The sequence below is a fragment of the Blastopirellula sp. J2-11 genome, from assembly GCF_024584705.1.
Lineage (GTDB): Bacteria > Planctomycetota > Planctomycetia > Pirellulales > Pirellulaceae > Blastopirellula.
Map to the genome: position 1 here is coordinate 1 of NZ_CP097384.1, position 19,564 is coordinate 19,564.

Annotated in this window: 15 protein-coding genes; 10 read left to right on the top strand and 5 right to left on the bottom strand. The window is 56.6% G+C overall.

What is annotated here, in order from left to right; all coding sequences use genetic code 11:
* Positions 1-108: 108 nt before the first annotated feature.
* From M4951_RS00005 to M4951_RS00025, 5 genes are all read left to right on the top strand, one after another.
* The gene (locus M4951_RS00005) at positions 109-1,119 is read left to right on the top strand and encodes a DnaA ATPase domain-containing protein (protein ID WP_262026969.1); all 1,011 of its coding nucleotides are present in this window, start codon (positions 109-111) and stop codon (positions 1,117-1,119) included.
* A 300-nt stretch (positions 1,120-1,419) separates the two neighbouring features.
* On the top strand, positions 1,420-2,538 hold the full coding sequence (dnaN, locus tag M4951_RS00010) for a DNA polymerase III subunit beta (RefSeq protein ID WP_262024430.1): 1,119 nt from the start codon (positions 1,420-1,422) through the stop codon (positions 2,536-2,538).
* 40 nt (positions 2,539-2,578) lie between these two features.
* Complete coding sequence (locus tag M4951_RS00015) at positions 2,579-2,908, top strand: DUF721 domain-containing protein (protein ID WP_262024431.1); 330 nt, start codon at positions 2,579-2,581, stop codon at positions 2,906-2,908.
* A gap of 95 nt (positions 2,909-3,003) precedes the next feature.
* The gene (locus M4951_RS00020; protein ID WP_315985750.1) at positions 3,004-5,586 is read left to right on the top strand and encodes a DNA gyrase subunit B; all 2,583 of its coding nucleotides are present in this window, start codon (positions 3,004-3,006) and stop codon (positions 5,584-5,586) included.
* A 554-nt stretch (positions 5,587-6,140) separates the two neighbouring features.
* Positions 6,141-6,728 carry a Uma2 family endonuclease gene (locus M4951_RS00025; RefSeq protein ID WP_262024432.1) on the top strand — a complete coding sequence of 196 codons (588 nt, stop codon included), beginning with the start codon at positions 6,141-6,143 and terminating at the stop codon, positions 6,726-6,728.
* Positions 6,729-6,815: 87 nt separating this feature from the next.
* Here the strand turns inward: M4951_RS00025 and rph are convergent, their stop codons facing one another.
* From rph to M4951_RS00050, 5 genes are all read right to left on the bottom strand, one after another.
* On the bottom strand, positions 6,816-7,529 hold the full coding sequence (rph, locus tag M4951_RS00030; RefSeq protein WP_262024433.1) for a ribonuclease PH: 714 nt from the start codon (positions 7,527-7,529) through the stop codon (positions 6,816-6,818).
* A gap of 133 nt (positions 7,530-7,662) precedes the next feature.
* Positions 7,663-8,580 carry an ornithine carbamoyltransferase gene (gene argF, locus M4951_RS00035; protein ID WP_262024434.1) on the bottom strand — a complete coding sequence of 306 codons (918 nt, stop codon included), beginning with the start codon at positions 8,578-8,580 and terminating at the stop codon, positions 7,663-7,665.
* Positions 8,581-8,696: 116 nt separating this feature from the next.
* Entirely contained in the window at positions 8,697-9,923 is a 1,227-nt protein-coding gene (locus M4951_RS00040) for an aspartate aminotransferase family protein (protein ID WP_262024435.1), read from the bottom strand.
* Positions 9,924-10,000: 77 nt separating this feature from the next.
* Positions 10,001-10,879 (bottom strand): acetylglutamate kinase, encoded by an 879-nt coding sequence (argB, locus tag M4951_RS00045; protein WP_262024436.1) that lies wholly within the window; start codon positions 10,877-10,879, stop codon positions 10,001-10,003.
* 642 nt (positions 10,880-11,521) lie between these two features.
* Positions 11,522-12,193, bottom strand: a complete 672-nt coding sequence (locus M4951_RS00050) for an RluA family pseudouridine synthase (protein ID WP_262026971.1) — start codon at positions 12,191-12,193, stop codon at positions 11,522-11,524.
* A gap of 35 nt (positions 12,194-12,228) precedes the next feature.
* Here M4951_RS00050 and M4951_RS00055 point away from each other — a divergent pair, with 35 nt between their 5' ends.
* The 5 genes from M4951_RS00055 to M4951_RS00075 all read left to right on the top strand — a co-directional run bounded on the left by M4951_RS00055 (position 12,229) and on the right by M4951_RS00075 (position 19,539).
* The gene (locus M4951_RS00055) at positions 12,229-12,564 is read left to right on the top strand and encodes a hypothetical protein (RefSeq protein WP_262024437.1); all 336 of its coding nucleotides are present in this window, start codon (positions 12,229-12,231) and stop codon (positions 12,562-12,564) included.
* Position 12,565: 1 nt separating this feature from the next.
* Entirely contained in the window at positions 12,566-13,816 is a 1,251-nt protein-coding gene (locus M4951_RS00060) for a hypothetical protein (RefSeq protein ID WP_262024438.1), read from the top strand.
* 120 nt (positions 13,817-13,936) lie between these two features.
* Entirely contained in the window at positions 13,937-14,536 is a 600-nt protein-coding gene (locus tag M4951_RS00065) for a YfbM family protein (RefSeq protein WP_262024439.1), read from the top strand.
* 341 nt (positions 14,537-14,877) lie between these two features.
* A complete protein-coding gene (locus M4951_RS00070; protein ID WP_262024440.1) occupies positions 14,878-16,059 on the top strand; it encodes an efflux RND transporter periplasmic adaptor subunit in 1,182 nt (393 codons plus the stop codon).
* Between the two features lie 63 nt (positions 16,060-16,122).
* The gene (locus M4951_RS00075) at positions 16,123-19,539 is read left to right on the top strand and encodes an efflux RND transporter permease subunit (protein WP_262024441.1); all 3,417 of its coding nucleotides are present in this window, start codon (positions 16,123-16,125) and stop codon (positions 19,537-19,539) included.
* Positions 19,540-19,564 lie beyond the last annotated feature (25 nt).

Below are 19,564 nucleotides of genomic sequence, written 5' to 3' on the forward strand. Positions count from 1 at the left end.
TTGGCCGTCAACGGAGTCTCGGTGAATACGGACGTTTTCGCCATCGGTTTACCCTGGGCGCCTAGTGCGCAGGATGGCTCGTCCACCGAGACGACGCCAGGTGGAGCGGTGCGCCGTTTCCTGGGTGGGCCCGAAAATCGTCTGGTCCGCACCGCTGTCGAGGCGCTGGATCACCCCCATCCCCCCTGGAATCCGGTTGTTTTTTACGGCCCAACGGCGACCGGCAAAAGCCATTTAGCGGCCGGTTTGCTGGCGCGATGGAAACAGTCGCATCCTGATTCTCAAGTCATAACTACAACGGGCGCAGACTTTTCCCGCATGGTGACCACAGCCGCACGTCGTGGAGAACCTGTCGATTTCATGTCGATGTGGCAATCAGTCGATGCGCTGCTAATTGACAACTTACATGAGCTAGCAAACTTCCCTTCAGCGCAAGAGCAGCTTGTGCTGCGGCTTGATGAATTGATCGCTAGTGATCGGTTGGTGTTGGCGACTTGCGTGGGCAATCCGCTCGAGAATTTCTCGTTGACGCGGCGTTTGGTCAGTCGGCTTTCGTCTGGTTTGCTGGTGCCGGTCGAACCCCCTAGCGCCGCAACGCGTCAAGCGTTGGCGCTCCATTTTGCGATGCAGCACCAAGTCGACATGACTGCGGCCGCCGCCAAACAATTAGCCGAGGCGTTCTCCACTAATTTGCCAGAGTTGCAGGGGATGCTGTTGGAACTGTTTGCTCGCGAGTTTGGCGCAGCGCCGCAGTTGGGGAAAATGCGGCGTATCGATTCGTTGGCGGCGCGACGATTTATCTCGGCGAAGGTGACCGGTCGAACGCCGACCTTACAAGCAATCTCATCGGCGGCGGCGCGCTATTACCAGGTCAAGATCACCGATCTTCGCGGTCCGTCGCGTAGACAATCGATCGTCGCGGCCCGCGATGCTGGAATATATCTCGCCCGCAAGTTGACCAAGTCGAGCTTCGCCACAATCGGCAAGCATTTTGGCGGGCGCGATCACACGACCATCATGCACTCGATTCAGAAGTTAGAAACTCGGCGAAAACGAGAAGCGGCGACCCAGTCGGCGTTGGACGAACTCGAACGGCTCATTCAACGGCAGGCGCAATGAATCACGAACCTCGAAGTTGCGATGGGGAAAACCTGGCGCGCAAGCGGCGCGCAATGTTGATGGATTCGGCAGCTAGCGACAGGCGAAAATTCGTCGCTAGCAACACGACGTTTAGAGACATGCTAGCGCCGCGAAAAAAACGCTTTCGCGCCTACTTATCCACCGCGTAGTAGAGCGATCCGACTCGGATATTTACGAGTCGAAAGTGCGATCGAGCGGCAAGTATCAACGATCGCAAGCGTCGCCTTACTACTACTGCTTACATTTAAAAAGATATTACAGAAGAGAACCGGCGAGCCAATGAAAATCACATTTGATCGGGAACAGTTCCAGCAAGCCTTTCAAACCGCAGCCGCCGTTGCGCCTTCGCGTAGTCCGAAGCCGATTTTGCAAAACATCAAACTCGACGCAACCGAAAGCGGCGCTATCATGATGGCCACCGATATGGAAGTCGGCGTTCGAATTGAGGTTTCTGGAGTCGAAGTCGAAGCTCCCGGCAGTATTGTCTTGCCGGTCCAGCGGTTTGGGTCGATCTTGCGGGAAGTGAGTGATGAGAAGCTGCGAATCACTCGCGAAGAAGGGGGGACCATCGTCCAGGGAGAGCGAAGCAAGTTCACCCTGTCGACCGAAAACCCCGAAGAGTTTCCGGCGGTCCATTCGTTCACCGAATCGAAGTACCACGAACTCTCGGCTCGCACGCTGAAAGAACTGATTCGTCGCACGTTGTTCGCCGCCGATAGTGAAAGCGGTCGGTATGCTTTGGGGGGCATCTTGCTGGAAATGGAAGCCGATCAAGTGACCGCGGTCGCAACCGACGGCCGCCGACTCTCGAAGATGAGCGGACCCGCCGTCGCGATTGAAGGTCATGGAAGCGCCAGCGAAGTCATGACGATTGTACCGGCTCGCGCGATGCAATTGATCGAGAAGGCGCTGACCAACTTGGAAGCGACCGTTCAAATCGCGGCTCGCTCCAACGACGTGTTGGTCAAGGTCGGCGCCGCAACGATTTACGCTCGCCTGGTCGAAGGGCGTTTCCCCAAATGGCGAGATGTGTTGCCGGAAAAACGAGACGCCAAAGCGATCGAGCTGACGGTTGGCCCGGCGTTCGCCGCGCTGCGACAAGCGGCGATTGTCGCGTCGGACGAAAGTCGCGGCATTGACTTTACCTTTGGAGGCGGTTCGGCCGTCTTGTCGAGCACGACTGCCGAAGTCGGACAATCGCACGTCGAGTTTCCGATCGCATACGACGGCGACCCAGTCGAAATCACGATGGATCATCGCTATGTCGCTGACTTTTACAAAGTGCTGGATGGCGAACGGCAGTTCACGTTGAACTTGCAGGACGCCGACAGCGCCGCTCTCTTCTCGACCGATGACAATTATGACTATGTGGTCATGCCGTTGGCTCGCGATCGCTAGGACGCAACCTGGTCGGCTTGCCGACTTGTGAAAGAGACACATGAAACCACGACGTGACGATCGATCTGGCCAGCGCGGACCGCAAGCCATGGGTGACCTGGTCGCCGGGCTGATGGCTCGCAGCGGGTACGCCCAGGTTCAATCGGCCGACGCTTTGCAAGAAGCGTGGGGCAAAGCGGCTGGAGAAGAGTTCGCTGCGCATAGTCGCGCCGGCAACATCAATCGCGGGAAGTTGGAGGTTTGGGTCGAGAACTCGGCGATCTCGCAAGCGATCAGCTTCCAAAAACGTGAAATCCTGAAACAACTTCAAACTGCGCTGCCGGATCGTCGAATCGAGGAGATTCGCATCAAGGTTGGCCGCATCCATTAATCAGCGCACGCGTCGCAGTTTGTGACGCATTCGGCGCTTCGGACATACTTCCTTCCGAACAAGGACGTTCTCTAGTAGAAACGATTAGACTTTCCATGACTGAAGAATCGACTCAACCGCTGCCTGACTCTGAACCCGAAAACAAAGAAGCCGCCAAGCAAACCGAAATGGCCAAAGCCAATTCGGAATATGGCGCCGGCGACCTCGAACACTTGTCCGATCTAGAGCACGTGCGCGAACGCCCGAGCATGTACATCGGCGATCGCGGAGCCCGCGGTTTCCATCACCTGGTCTACGAAGTTGTCGACAACTCGATTGACGAAGCGATGGCCGAGTTCGCCTCGGCGATCACCGTCACGATTCATAACGACAATTCGGTGACGGTCGAAGATGACGGCCGCGGCATCCCGGTCGAGATTCACCCGCAGCTGACCGAGCAAGTCGGCCGCGACGTTTCGACCCTGGAAGGGGTGATGACGGTCCTGAAGTTCGGCGGCAAGTTCTCCAAGGGCGCCTATCAAACTTCCGGCGGTCTGCACGGAGTCGGCGTGACGGTGGTGAACTTTCTGTCCGAGTGGTGTGAAGTCGAAGTCCATCGTGACGGCTCAATCTGGCAGCAAGAGTATCAGCGCGGCGTTCCGCAAGGACCGATCCGCAAAGGGGGCGCGACCAAGAAGCGAGGAACCAAAACCAGCTTCAAGCCCGACAGCCAGATTTTTAACGTCAGCAAATTCAACTACGACACGCTCTACAAACGTCTGCAAGAGCTCGCATTTTTGAACCGCGGCGTGAAGATCATCTTCAAAGATGAGCGTAACGACGAAGGGGGCGAGTTCCAATACGAGCGCGGCATCGTCGAATATGTCGAGCATCTCAATCGCGCTTCGACCGCGCTCCACTCTGAAGTGATTTCGCTCGAAGGGATCTCGGAAGGAGTCGGCTTCGACATCGCGCTGCAATACTCGGAAGAGTACACCGAAAACCTCCATTCGTTCGTGAACAACATCAACACGCATGAAGGGGGAACGCACGTCAGCGGTTTCAAAACCGCGATGACGCGCACGCTGAACAACTACGCTAAAAAGGAAAACCTGCTCAAGGATTTGACCTTGGCCGGCGACGACTTCCGCGAAGGTTTGACCTGCGTGATTTCACTCCGCGTTCCTAATCCGCAGTTTGAAGGGCAAACCAAAACCAAGCTCGGCAACAGCGAAGTCGAAGGGATCGTCAACTCTGCGGTCGGCGACTTCCTGGGCAAGTATCTGGAAGAGCATCCGAAAATCGGCAAGCTGATTATTCGCAAAGCGGTCTTGGCCAGTCAGGCGCGCGAAGCGGCTCGGAAAGCTCGCGAAATGATGCGCAGCCGCAAGAACGCGCTCGGCGGCGGCGGACTTCCCGGTAAGCTGCGCGACTGCATCAGCCGTGATATGGAGATCTGCGAACTTTACCTGGTCGAAGGGGATTCGGCCGGTGGTTCGGCCGAAGGGGGACGCTTGCGAGAGTTTCAGGCGATCTTGCCGCTGCGAGGTAAGATCATCAACGCTTACAAGTCGCGCGAAGATAAAGTGCTGGCCAACGAAGAAGTGCAAAGCATGATTCAGGCGATCGGCGCCGGAATCGGAGAAGAACAAGACATCCACAAACGCCGGTACAACAAGGTCATCATCATGACCGACGCCGACGTCGACGGATCGCACATTCGGACGTTGTTGTTGGCGTTCTTCTATCGCCAGATGTATTCGCTGGTCTCCGGCGGTCACGTCTACGTCGCGCAGCCGCCGTTGTTCCGCGTGACTCGCAAAAAGCAGATCACCTACATCCAGACCGAAGAAGAGATGAAGACGCGGTTGCTGGAAAATGGTCTGCGAGACGCGTCGTTTGTCGATGAGTCAGGCCGCGAAATCATCGGCGACGAGATGGAGCGTCTCTGTCGTTCGTTAGCCGCGCTCGAAGAAGCGATCATCGCACTGGAGCGCCGCGGCATCTCGCTGAAAATCCACGCGGTTCGCCAAGATCCGGTTACCTCGAAGCTGCCGGTGTTTCATCTGGTCTTCGGCATCACCGAAGAATGGTTTACAACCCGCAAAGAACTGGACGAATACCTGGTCGAGAAGGGCCTGGTCACCGAGAGCCAATCGGACGAACCTGCCGAAGTGCCGGCCGACGGAGAAGAAACTGCGGCGGCCGAAGGGGAACAGTCTGCGCCCGACGCGACTGACAAGGCGGAAGAAAACGGCCACCCGGCTGAGATTCCGCACATCACCGAACTGCACGAAGTTCGCACGATCAACATTCAGTTGGACGAACTAAACGGCATGGGCTTCGACATCCAATCGCTCATCCCGCAAGAGCGAACCGGCCTGCAAGAGTCGCGCTACAAACTGCGTCGCGGCGAATCGGAATCAGGGATCGAAGACCTCCGCGGCTTGGTCGCGGCAATTCGCGCGTTCGGCGAAAAAGGACAACAGATCACCCGGTTTAAAGGTCTGGGCGAAATGAACGCGGAGGAACTCCGCGAAACCACCCTTGATCCGGCCAATCGTACGTTGCTGAAAGTGACGATGGAAGACCTGAGCGCGGCCGACGACATGTTCCGCGTGCTAATGGGCGACAAGGTCGAACCGCGTCGCGAGTTCATAGAGAAGCACGCGCTGGATGTGCGGAACTTGGACGTGTAAGATCGCGTGAAACGTCACAAATAGATGAAATGAGGCGGAACTTGTTCCGCCTCATTTGTAGTGTCAGTTAAGCATGACGAAACGAGCAATTGAAATCTTGAATTAGGCGCGGCTTCAATATTACTTCAATACTCGAAAACAGTATTGATGGTGGACGAGTTCATATCCGGTCATCCCGGCTCAGAAATCAAACGAGCTCGACATGTTGATTTACGGAGAACTGTATTCTTGAGGATTGGCGAGAGTTTCTGTGGTTCGATCGAAGTTCAATCAGAGAATGGTCCATCGTTGCTGATAGCGTGCGGATTTGTAAGTTCATTCCCTGTCTATACTTATGAACTTAGAGTCTCGTGACTTCCCGCGCTCATTGGACAAAACTCGGCACGCGCTTTTCTTGCTTTGTAGGATAGACTTCTCATAATACGGATAAGCTTTCAGCCGATGTCGTGGCGGCTGCATCTGGCGATCGAAGCAACGGTTGGTGATTGGATTGTCTCCTATACGGACTTTTGTCGCCGAGAATCAAATTCGTCCCTGGGAACGTAAAGCAGAATATGGCTTCACAACTTGAGCTCAATACGCCGGTCGCGCCGCCGTTGCCGCTGCGAAGATTCTCGGTCGAGCAGTATCATCAGCTCGGCGAGATTGGTGTTCTGACTCCGGAGGATCGCGTTGAGCTACTCGAAGGATGGATTGTCGAGAAAATGAATCAGCGGCCCATCCACGGTTTCTTCGTTCGCCTACTCAACGAGTTCTTCTTACGTGAATTGCCGGAGGGCTGGCTCTGCCAGTGCCAACTTCCCGTTACTTCTGAGCGAAGTGAACCGGAACCGGATATTGCGATCGTTCAAGGCGTGCACGCTGACTTTCGCAATCGCCATCCCAGCGGCGCTGACTGTCGACTTGTGATTGAGGTGGCTGATACGTCGCTCGAAAGAGATCGAGCGAAGGCTGATATTTATCGAACGGCCGGTGTGCAAGAGTATTGGATTGTAAATATTTCGGATCAATGTCTAGAGCGTTACGCTTTCACCGATATGCAATCCGGCTTACCGCCCACGTTGATTCCCGGCGATTCGCACGTCTCACTGAACATCCGAGACAAGGAACTCAAGTTAGATTTGAATCGATTTTTCGGATAACGCAGAGCCGACTTTTGGGCTTGGGGGTTTACCCCAAAACGGTTAATCGTCCCACCCAATGTTGGGTTTCGCTCTGCTGCACCCAACCTACCAAAGCCACTTCTTTCCCAGCGTCTTCGCCTGGGCTTCGGTCAGCACTTTCACTCCATGTTTGCCCAACTGAATTAGCTTCATCAGCTCTTCTTCAGTAAAGGTCGCTTCTTCGCCTGCCCCTTGGACTTCGACAAACTTGCCGCTGCCGGTCATCACCACGTTCATGTCGACGGCGGCGTCGACATCTTCGATGTAGTCCAAGTCGAGCGCTCCGGCGCCGTTGACCAGGCCGACGCTTACGGCGGCGACGCTATCGACCAGCGGGAACTTTTTGGGGTCCGGCAAAACGATCGTTTGCAGCGCGTCGACTAGCGCGATGAATGCGCCGGTGATGCTGGCGGTGCGCGTGCCGCCGTCGGCGTCGAGCACATCGCAGTCGACGGTGATCATCTGCTCGCCCAGCGCTTCTAGGTCAGCGACAGCGCGCAGGCTGCGGCCGATCAGACGTTGGATCTCTGTGGTGCGGCCGTCCACTTTGCGCGACTTGCGGGTGGGCGTGCTGCCGGGGAGCATGTTGTACTCAGCGGTGATCCAACCTTTGCCGCTCCCTTTCAGCCATGGAGGAACGCTCGATTCGACGCTAGCGGTGCACAACACGGTGGTTGCGCCGGTTTGAATCAGCACGCTGCCGGCGGCGTTTTTCGTAAAGCGGCGTTTGATTTTCAGTTCGCGCAGCTGGTTCGCTTTTCGTCCGTCGTGGCGGGCCATAATTGCTTTCGTGGGGGATTATCGTAGGGCAGGCCGTGCCTGCCGGAAGCGTTGTCGAACGGGATGTTCCGTGTTGTCAAACTGCATGGTTCGCGTATCTCGCAGCGCGGCGGCAGGCACGGCCTACGATTGACTAACCGTTTTGATTGGCCAACCAAACCAACACCCCTTTTTGGGCGTGCATGCGGTTACCGGCTTGCTCGACGATTCGCGAAGTCGCGCAGTCCATCACTTCGTCGGTTACTTCTTGCCCTCGCTTGGCGGGCAAACAGTGGAGGAAGATCGCCTCTTTAGCGGCGGCGTCCATCAACTTTTTGTTGACTTGGAAGTCGGCGAAGTCGACTTCGCGTTTCGCTTGTTCCGCTTCCTGACCCATGCTGGCCCAGACATCGGTATACACAGCAACGGCGCCGTGGACCGCTGCAAACGGGTCGTTGGTTTGCTGGACGACCGCGTCAGGACAGGCTTGATCGACGCGAACCAGAAACGGTTGGTCGAGTTCGTAACCTTTCGGCGAAGCGATCGAGAACTCGGCGCCCATCTTGGCGCAGGCCAGCGCCAGACTGCGGCTGACGTTGTTGCCGTCGCCGATGTAGGCGATCTTCAACCCTTTCAGCTGGCCAAAGCTTTCTTGCACCGTCATCAAGTCGGCGAGCGCCTGGCAAGGATGAAACAGGTCGGTCAAGCCGTTGATGATCGAGCAGGTGCAATGCGTCGCAAGTTCCGTCACTTTGTCGTGCGACTTGGCGCGACAGACGATCACGTCGAGATACTGGCTAATGACGCGGCCGAAATCTTGCGGAGCTTCCCGTTTTCCCCAGCCGACATCTTCTCCCAAAAAGAGACTTGATCCGCCTAGCTGCGCCATGCCGGTTTCGAAGCTGACGCGAGTTCGCAGCGACTGCTTCTCGAACAAGAGGCCCATGACCTGGCCCTGCAACAGCGGTTCGCGGATTCCTTGGGCGAGCTTCGCTTTCAGGTCGGCGGCGATCGAGAAGATCGACTCCATTTCGGCGGTCGAAAGATCAAACAGGGAGACTAGGTTTCGCATAACAGTGCTCGCTTCGAATCGGAACAGCCAGAACTTGTCGGCCAATCACGGAAGAGGAGAAAAGCAAATTGCCGCGGTGTGAAAGAAGACCGCGGCGATCTGCCAATGGAGTTCGCTTAGGAGGCAGGCGCCATGTTCTTGATGACGTCGACCAGAATATCGCATCCCTGATGAACTTCTTCAGGGGTCAGGTTCATCGCCGGCAGTATTCTTACGACGTTGCCTTGGGTGCAGTTGATCAGCAGTCCTTTCTCAAGGCAGGCTTTCACCGCCGGAGCCCCTTCGATCGCGAGTTCGACGCCGATCATCATGCCGATCACGCGGACCTCTTGGATCAGATCGCACTCGGCCTGCAGCGCCGTCATTCGCTCGCGGAAGATCTCGCTGAGCACGGCGACATTTTCCAGCAAGTTATCACGTTCGATCATTTCGATCGCCGCGATGCCGGCGCGGGCGGCGATCGGGTTGCCGCCAAAGGTCGCGGCATGCATGCCGGGACGCAAGCTGGGAGCGATCTCTTTGGTTGTCAGCAACGCACCGCCGGCGACTCCGCCGCACAAGCTTTTCGCCAACGTCAAAATATCGGGAGTCACGTCAAAATGCTGATAGCCGAACCAATGTCCGGTTCGTCCGCAGCCGGTTTGCACTTCGTCGAAGATCAGCAGCAGTTCGTGTTCGTCGGCCAGTTTACGCAGACCGGCGAGGAAACCTTCCGGCGGAATGCGAACGCCCCCTTCGCCTTGGATCGGCTCGACCATGATCGCTGCGGTCTGATCATCGATCAGCTGCGCGACCGCTTCGAGGTCGCCAAACGGAGCGTAGGAGAAACCGGCCAACAGGGGACCGATCCCTTCGTGATACTTGGGCTGAGCGGTCGCCGAGGTCGCGCCAAACGTGCGCCCATGAAAACCGCCTTGGAAGGTGATGATCTTGTAGCGCTGCGGCGGCGTGTGCAGCCGCGCTAGTTTGATGGCCGCTTCGTTCGCTTCGGTTCCGCTGTTGCAGAAGAAGGCCTGGCCGCCGAAGCTTCGTTCCGACAGCAATTTGGCCCATTGTCCTTGGGCTTCGATCAGCCAACTGTTGGGGACATGAATCAGCGTCGCGATCTGCTCTTGGACGGCGGCGACGATCGTATCGGGACAATGCCCCAACAGATTGCAGCCCCAGCCGGGAAAGAAGTCGAGATACTCTTTGCCCTCGGCGTCCCAAACGCGCGAGCCTTCGCCGCGGACCAGACTGACCGGGTATCGCCCGTAGTTGGGTACGACGTATTGCTTGAATAGCTCGGCGGTATCCGCCGAGCTAAGTTGACCGACGTTGGATCGGTCTTGCGTGGTCGACATCAATCTGGCCTCCAGGCACGGATAAAAATGGAAAGCAGAGGGACAGACCGCAAACCATAAAGTTCGCGCGACGCAGCTTAATGGACGATTTCGGTCCCGACGCCCATGTTGGTGTAAATCTCAAGCAGCAGCGAATGACGCAAGCGGCCATCAATAATATGGATCTTCTTTACGCCGCGGTCGAGCGTCTGCAAACAGGCTTCAACCTTGGGGATCATGCCGGCGTCGATACGGCCATCGGCCATCATCGACCGGGCATTTTCGCCGTTGAGCGAGTGAACCAGGGTCGTGGGGTTGTCTTTGTCGGTGCGAACGCCGTTGACGTCGCTCAAAAAGACCAACTTCTCGGCTCCGAGCGCTTCGGCGACTGCGTTGGCGGCGGTATCGGCGTTGACGTTCAGTTTTTGGCCGGTCGCTTCGTCAATCGCCATCGAAGGGATGATCGGTACTTGTCCGGCGTAGCAGAGGTTTTCGATCGTGGTTCGATCGACGCGGGTAACCGTGCCGACATGCCCCAGATCGAGCGATTCCCCTTCGGGACCTGCCAACTGCATCTTTTCGCCGAATAGCACGTTGGTGGTTTTGAAGTTCAAGTTCATCGCGCGGCCGCCGATCTCTTCGATCTTGTTGGCGATATCTTCGTTGATTTCGCCGGCGAGAACTTCTTCGACAATCTTTAGCGTCGCGTCGTCGGTATAGCGGCGACCATGGATGAAGCGGGGTTCAATCATCGCGGCTGCCATCGCACGACTAATCGCCGCGCCTCCGCCGTGAACGACGACCGGCCACATGCCGACCGTTTCCATAAAGACGATGTCGATCAGCACATGCCGCAGGGCGTCGGGATTTTCCATGACGCTGCCGCCGAGTTTGATGACCGTGATTTTGTCACGAAACCGACGAATCCAGCCGAGCGCTTCGATCAGAACATCTGCTTTTTGGATCGCTTCTTCCAATGAGGTCTCCTACTGCGGCGCTGGCCGCGAACAAGAAATAGATCACCCCTCCCTGTCGATCTCTCACGCCCAGGGAGAAACCCGCCATTTTACGTGCGGCTGAATCCGCATGTCAATTGGCGCGAAAATACCGAATAGGGGGGCTTTCAATTCGTAGCCCGTATCGCCAGCGAAGGAAAAGCGGCTGCAAGCGTCTAGATATAACCAATCTCGCCGCCGTTTTGCAGATCCAAGCAACGCAAAATCTCTCAATACCTAGTCTCGCTAGGCCGCTATTACCGCCATATTTTGGCGAAAAAATCCGCTAAATTTCTCAAGTCGAGCGAAGCCTCCTCCTGTGTAACGTAAAACTTGCCTTGGCTTTACGCGATCTATCGACGCTCTATTAACCGGCTGTCGACCGAGCATCGACAACTTATCCCCGGCCGGATTTCGAGGTTCAATGATTCACAAATCCTGGCACTTTCGACCGAAATGCCGAGCGAGGGACGCCCGACAAGCTCCCTTCCAGGGGCTCATTTTCTGGCTATCGACATTGTCGACACGCGATCAACAGCCTACTGACAGCCTATCGACTATCGATAGACACATTTTCCCCAGCCCGATTTCGAAATTCCCTCATGGTGAGAACCGTAGGACGACTCAGAACGGCGCCGGCGCCACAAACCGCATCCGCTCTCCGCTGGCGGGATGCGTGATTTCTAGTTCGATTGCGTGCAGCATCAGGCGGTTGGCCGCCGCTTGAATTGTTTCCGGTGCATAAAGAGGATCACCCAGAATCGGATGGCCGATTGCTTGTAGATGGACGCGCAACTGATGACTACGGCCGGTTTGGGGAATCAGCGAGAGTCGCGTCGAATCTTCGTATCGCGCTTCCACTTGCCAGTGAGAGAGCGCTAGCTTCCCAAGTTGGACATCGACCATGTGCCGCGGGGGATGCTCAAAATCTTTGCGCAGCGGCAGTTCGATCTGGCCCGCCTCTTCACTCACGATGCCGGCGACAATCGCAATATAGCGTTTGTTGGTTTCCCGCTGCTCGAACTGCCGGCTTAGCTGGCGATGCGACTCGGCGTCGCGGGCCATCACGATCACGCCGCTGGTGTCGCGATCGAGCCGATGAACATTGCGAGCGCCAGGGAAATCTGCCGCGACTTGGACCGCCAGCGAATCGTATTTGTCGGCGCCGCGTCCCGGCACCGAGAGCAGACCGCTCGGCTTGTCGAGCACGATCAGATGCTCGTCTTGGTGCAGCACTTTCCAGTCACGATCGGCCATTGCGGTTCCATGTTCAGCGGCGGGAAAACGAACTACGATACAACTAGACCTACTTTTTTGTTCGTTGCAACGCCATGCCTGACGCCGATCCGACCGAACTTATCGACACGCTCCGCCAACTGGGCGCCAAGCTGCGCCTGCGGAAGAGCGGCCGTTTGCATACGGTCGACTTTTCGACGAGCGGCGCCGCGATTGCCGATGAGCATCTGGCCCTCTTGGACGCAGCGCAGAAGCTGGAAGAGCTCGATTTGAGTGAAACTTCGGTGACCGATGCCGGCGTCGAGCGACTGGTCGCCCACAAAGCGCTGAAGCTGTTGACCCTCTCGGGATCGCAGGTGAGCGGTGACGCGGTGAAGTTGCTGCGCAAGCGGATGATCGGTTGCCGAATCGTCTTTTTGGAGACGCGCTAACGTGAGCGAGTCGTCGAACGAGGTGCAGCTGGAATTTCGCTTGAGTCTGTATCGGCGGCTGTTGGCGGTGGTCGGTTTGTTGCTCATCGGCACGTCTTACAAATTGTGGTTGCCGCAAACTGATTTTCCCCAGGTGCCCGCGCTCTCGGCATTGATCCATGTGCCGGCGTCGATCGACTATGTGCTGGCGATCGGAATTGTCGGCTCATTGTCGGCATGGCTGCTGCTTCCCCATCGCTTTGCATACGGGGCCGGCTGGTCGGTCTCCGCTTGTATCACGGTAAGTTGCCTGCTCGATCAACATCGCTTTCAGCCGTGGGCGTATCAGCTGATCTTTACGGCGATCGTGTTGGCGACCTGCGAAGCGAAGCTGGCGATGCGACTGTTGCGGATCATCGTGATCAGCATCTATCTCTACTCGGCCGCATCCAAGTTGAACGCTCCGTTTACGACCGAGCTAGGGCAGACATTTTTGGAGGTGCTGCTTGGCTGGTTCGGCGCAAAAGCAGCGTTGACCGATACGGCTCGGCAAACGGCGACGTTGCTCTTTCCCCTTGGTGAATTGATCGCTGGCGTGCTGTTGGCGATTCCCAAGACTCGCAAGATTGGCGTAATCATCGCGGTGGTGATGCACATGGCGCTGCTGTTGGTGGTTGGTCCGCTGGGGTTGAATCATTGGCCCGGCGTGCTGCTCTGGAATTTTTGCTTTTTGATTCAGGCGCCGCTTCTCTTCTGGCCGCTGGCTACGAAGTCAGATACGGAAACACCGGTCCCAGCGCCGCCAGACAAGCGGCGGGCCATCGGGATTGTCACAACGTTGTTCGTGGTATTTTTTCCGCTGCTTGAGCCGTTGGGATACTGCGACGCTTGGCCCGGTTGGGCTTTGTATGCGTCGCACGTCTCGCGGGCTGATCTCTATATTGACGCCGCGGCGGCTGAGGCGCTGCCAGAGAGATTGCAGCCGTTCTTGCACGAATCCAAGTGGGGACCCTACCGGCTGGATGCGGCGCAGTGGTCGCTGCATGCGTTGAATGTGCCGATCTATCCGGACGATCGCTTTCAGACCGGGGTTGCGATAGCCGTGGCGCAAAAGTACGGGGTCGCCTGGTTTTGCGAACTGGGCGTGCAAGATCCGGCCGATCGTTACAGCGGCGAGCGGACCGAAACTCGCTATCGAGGTCCGCAGCAAATGGAAGCGGCGACCCAGCGGTATTGGTTGAACGCGCAGCCAAACGATCGCTCGGCGCGGTGAAACAACCAAAATCTGCGTGACAGTCGCCGCATGATGCTTTAGATTCGTCCTACGGCGCTTCTTCTATTGGTGGTCAGCTTAGCGCCGGGCGACTACTTCTATCCCAAAAGGATTGCGCGCATGGGAATGTCCTGCACCTATCGCCGACTTCCGGCCGTCGAATTGGCCGAATTAGAACAAGATTCGGAGAAGGGGGTCGCCTATCTCTGCAGCATGCCGGGGATCGATATGGGGGCGATGACCCAAATGATGAGCGATCCCGAAGCGATCGCGCTCCACGGTCCAGAGATCTTGGCCGCGTTCGCTCGCGCGCAAGAGGATCCGACCCGCGTCGATTTAGAAAAAGATTGGCACGCACTTCATTTTCTGCTGACGGGGGACGCGTCGCTGGAGCCGGACGCCGATCCGGAAGATCCGCTCTTTCGCGTGGTGATGGGAGGAATTCCCACGCTGCTCGACGCCTCGTATGGTCCGGCTCGCCGGTTCGATCGCGACGAGATTGCGTTGATTGTCGAAGCGCTCAAGCCGCTGTCAATCGAGGATCTGCGCGAACGATTTTCGGCCGAGGCCTTTAACGAAGCGGGAATCTACCCAGAGCCGCATCCTGGGGGCTGGACCTTCGAAGAAGTCGAAGGCTTATTGGACGTCTTTCCGAAGTTGCAACAGCTATTCTCCGATGCGTTGGCGTCAAACGAAGTGGTCATCACTTATATTAATTAGACTTGTAAATCCGTTTGTCGTTATATTCGCTACGGCGGCGAGCGAATTCCGTGAAGTAGTTCCGCTTGCGCAAAGATTAACGATGGCGTAGTCCGAAGATGACTGCAAGCGACTTTGTTTGTTTTCTGAATTTCAGTTCTCTGATTTTCAACGAGTTGCGACTGTTAGTGGGCCGGGTCTGTCGGCAATAATACGTGGATGTTCGCTCGGGGCTCGAGCGGTCATAGTTTGCGAAGAGTTACACCACTTGAAGGACGAAGATGAGACCCGCGGCATTAACCACCCGAATATCGTCGTCTCTTGTTATTCTGCTGGCCGTCGGCTGCGGACCCGGTTTTAAAATGCCGAAGGCCGAGCCTCCGCCAGTGACGGTGGCCGAGTCGATCCAACGCAAAGTCATCGATTTCGAAGAGTACACCGGTAGTGTCGAAGCCGAGCAAACGGTCGATGTCTACGCGAAGATCTCCGGCTATATGCAATCCGTCAAATTCAACGACGGCGCCATGGTCAAAGCGGGCGAACTGCTGTTTCTGATCGATACCAGCACTTACAAAGCGCAGTACGATCAGGCGGTGGCGAACACCAATCTGTACAAAGCGAAATATGAATTAGCGAAAACGACGCTTGCCCGTAACGACAAATTGGTCGGCAGCGGAGCTATCAGCCAAGAGCTGTATGACGAGAGCGTCGCTGCGGTGAACGAATCTGACGCCGCCGTCAAAGCGGCCGAAGCCCAAGCCGTGGCGCGGAAAGTCGATCTCGACTACTGTACGATCACGGCCGCTATCGACGGGCGCATCGACCGTACTTACGTCACGAAAGGGAATCTGGTGCAAGGAGGCGCAGGCTTGCCGACCTTGCTGACGACGATCGTTTCGGTCGATCCTACATACATCTATTTTGATGTCGATGAACTCGCGTTGTTACGGTTTACGGAAGAGCGGGTCGCCGACCAGGACATGCGCCATATCCCGTTGCGTGATCGAAAAATCCCGATCCAGATCACGTTGGCTGATGGAACGATTTATCCCGAACTGGGAGTCGTCGACTTCGGCTCCAATCAATTGGATGCTGGCACCGGCACGATCAGCATTCGAGCGGTAATCAGCAACAAAGACGAAGCGTTGGCCCCGGGGATGTTTGTTCGCGTGAAAGTCGCTTCGGGGCGCCCGTATGATGCGGTTCTCGTTCCCGATTCGTCGATCGGCGCCGATCAAAGCGATCGCTACGTCTACATCGTCGACGACAAGGGAAACGCCCAGCGACGTCAGGTCACGCTTGGCACGAAACAGGGAAAAGATCGCGTCATCACCAGCGGTCTGAAAGCAGGCGAAAAAGTGATTATCAATGGTCTGCTGCTGGTTCGCCCAGGCAAACCGGTCGTTGCGCAAGAAGGCAAGATGGACGAACCGCCGGCGATTGACCCGCGAATGTTGCAGCCGCTACAGGAACCGCCGGCCAACGCCGCCGAGCCGAAAGCGGAAGAAACGAAACAAGAGAACGTGGAGCCGGCGAAGTCGTAGCCAATTGCAGCTGCGAACAACTTCTGTACCGACCGATTAAACATCGACGAAGGATAGCATCTCGTGCTGGCTCGCTTCTTTATTGATCGACCGATTTTCGCTTGGGTGATCTCGATCGTCATCATCTTGGTGGGGACTATCTGCGTCTGGATTTTGCCGATTGCGCAATATCCAGAAATCGCCCCGCCCACGGTGCAAGTCACTTGTTCGTATCCCGGCGCCAGCGCTCAAGTGGTGGCCGACACGGTCGCCGCGCCGATTGAACAGCAAGTGGTCGGCGTCGAAGACGCAATCTACATGTCTTCGCAATCGGCCAGTGACGGCAGCTACACGCTGACGGTCACTTTTGCGCTCGGCGCCGATCTCGATATGGCCCAAGTGCTCGTGCAAAACCGCGTTTCCCAAGCGGTTGCGCTGTTGCCGGACGTGGTCAAAGCGACCGGCGTGACGACCAAAAAGAAATCCCCCAATATCTTGATGGCGGTCACATTGGTCGCCGAGGACAACCCGGAATCGGGGAAAGCCGACTACGATCAGCTCTTCATCAGCAACTATGCGACGATTCAAGTGCGAGATCAGTTGGCCGGACTCGACGGTGTCGGCGACGTCGCGATTTTGGGTCAGCAAGATTACAGCATGCGAATCTGGCTGAACCCCGATGCGCTGGCGACCCGCAGCATGACGGCCGGCGATGTCATCAACGCGGTGAAAGAACAAAACGTCCAGGTCGCCGCGGGTCAGATTGGCCAACCGCCGGTTCCCAAGGGACAAGAGCTCCAGCTGACAATGACGACGCTGGGACGTTTGCAAGATCCAGAGCAGTTCGCCGACATCGTGGTGAAGACCGGTTCCGATGGCCAGATCACTCGCGTTCGCGACGTGGCCAGAGTAGAACTGGGCGCCAAGAATCTAAACACGCAAAGCCGACTCGATGGCCGCGCCTCGGTGAGTTTGGGCGTGTTCCAATTGCCGGGCTCCAACGCGCTGGATGTGGGAGAACTGGTCAAATCACGCATGAAAGATCTGAAAGCCGACTTTCCGCCCGGGCTGACGTACGAAATCGCGTACGATACGACGCCGTTTATTGAAGAGTCGGTTGAGGAAGTTTTCAAAACGCTTCGCGATGCGATTATCTTGGTCGCGATCGTCGTGCTGCTGTTCCTGCAAGACTGGAAAGCGGTCATGCTGCCGATGATCGATGTCGCCGTGTCGCTGGTCGGCACGTTCGCGATCATGGCGATGATGGGCTTTACGCTGAACAACCTTACTTTGTTTGGCCTGGTGTTAGCGATCGGAATTGTCGTGGATGATGCGATTGTGGTGCTCGAAAATATCGAGCGCTGGATCGCCAAGGGGTACAAGGTGCGCGATGCGACCATCCATGCGATGGAAGAAATTACTGGTCCGATCATCGCGATCACGCTGGTGCTCAGCAGCGTATTTTTCCCCAGTGCGTTTCTCGGCGGCATTACCGGTCAATTCTTTCGTCAGTTTGCGCTGACGATCGCGGCGGCGATGTTGATCTCGGCGTTGAACGCAATGACGATGACGCCGGCGCGAGCCACATCGATTTTCCATGATCCCAAACCGGGCGAAGAACATATTGATCATCGTGAAGCGCTTCCCTGGTGGGGAATCGTCATCTTGGGCGGCTTGCTCACCATCTGGATCGGCAGCTTCTTCTTGGGCGGAAAACCAGAGGGGCCAACCGGAGAAATTGAGCCCATGCCGTATTGGTTGATGGCGGCGCTGTTTGTGCCGGGTGCGATCATCGGCTATTTTGCGACCCCAATCGTTAACTCAACCTTGAAGGCGATCTTTGGCGTCTTCAACCAAGGTTTTGATTGGGCGACCGTCGTCTACGGCAAAGGGATTGCGTCCTTGCTGCGAATCAGCGTTGTCGCGCTGGTCGTCTACGTTGGTTTGATCACGTTGACCGGCTACGGCTTTACGAAGATCCCCGGCGGTTTTATCCCGACGCAAGACAAAGGCTATTTGCTGTTTGACGTGCAATTGCCGGACGCCGCTTCGCTGGAACGTACGAACGCGGTCATCCAAGAAGTGGAAAAAATTGTCCTAGAGACCGAAGGGGTCGGACATATCCTGGCCGTTTCGGGTCAGTCCTTCATTCAAAACGCGATCAGCTCTAATTTTGCCGGCGGCTTCGTCGTGCTCAAACCGTTTGATGAACGTGGGACGGAAGCGACCGGTGCGATGCATGTCGCCGCCGAGTTGCGCAAGAAATTCAGTCAGATTCAAGAGGCCCGCGTCTCGGTCTTCAATGCTCCGGCGGTCGACGGCTTGGGGAACGCAGGCGGTTTCAAATTGATGGTCGAAGATCGCGGCGACAACGGCTTGGGGGTCCTGCAAGCTCAGGCCGATCATCTGGCCAGCACGGCTCTCGATACGCCGGGCATCGTCATGGCGTTCAATAGTTTCCGTGCAAATACTCCGCAGCTTTACATTGACATCGATCGTGTGAAGTGCAAAACGATGGGCGTGGAACTCGAGCAGGTCTTCAGCGCTCTGCAAGGCTACATGGGGGGCGTCTATGTGAACGACTTCAATCGTTTCGGACGCACCTGGCAGGTTAACGTCCAGGCCGAGTCCAGCTTTCGCGTCAACGCCGAATCGGTTCGCCAGTTGAAGGTCCGTGGTCGAAATGACCAAATGGTTCCCATCGGCACGATTGCGACCATTGAAGACAGCACCGGACCGGTGTTGATCAACCGCTATAACGGCTTCCCCGCGGCGGTGATCAACGGCGTTAATATTCCGATCATCAGTACCGGACAAGTTCTCAGCACGATGAACGGTCTGGCCGAACAAGAGCTGCCGACTACGATGAAAGCGGAGTGGACCGAAATCTCGTTCCTGCAAGAACAAGCGAGCCAGTTCAATTCGTTCAAAGACGTGCTGCAAAACCCAATCTCGGCTCTGCTGGGCGCCGTCGTGTTGGTCTATTTGATTTTGGCGGCCCAGTACGAAAGCTGGGAACTGCCGTTTACGATCATCTTGGTGGTGCCGATGTGCGTGTTGGCCGCGCTAGCCGGCTTGGTCGTCTCTACCATGAGCGGCACTCCGATGGACCTGAACATCTTTGTGCAAATCGGGTTTGTGGTGTTGGTGGGGCTCGCGTGTAAGAACGCGATTCTCGTGGTCGAATTCGCCAAAGATCGTATGGAACGCGATGGTTTGCCGCTGATGGAAGCGACGGTCGAGGCCTGTACGACCCGTTTGCGCCCGATCGTGATGACCAGCTTTGCGTTCGTCTTGGGGGTCGCGCCGCTGTTGTTTGGACATGGGGCCGGCGCCGAAATGCGTTACGCGCTCGGCGTCGCGGTCTTCAGCGGCATGCTCGGCGTCACCTTCTTCGGCTTGGTCTTCACGCCGGTCTTTTACTACGTGGTGATGTGGCTGGTCGGCAAAGAAAGCCAGCTGGCCGAAAAACAGGAAGCGAAGAAAGTGGAAGAGAAGTAGGACAGGCCGTGCCTGCCGATCTTTC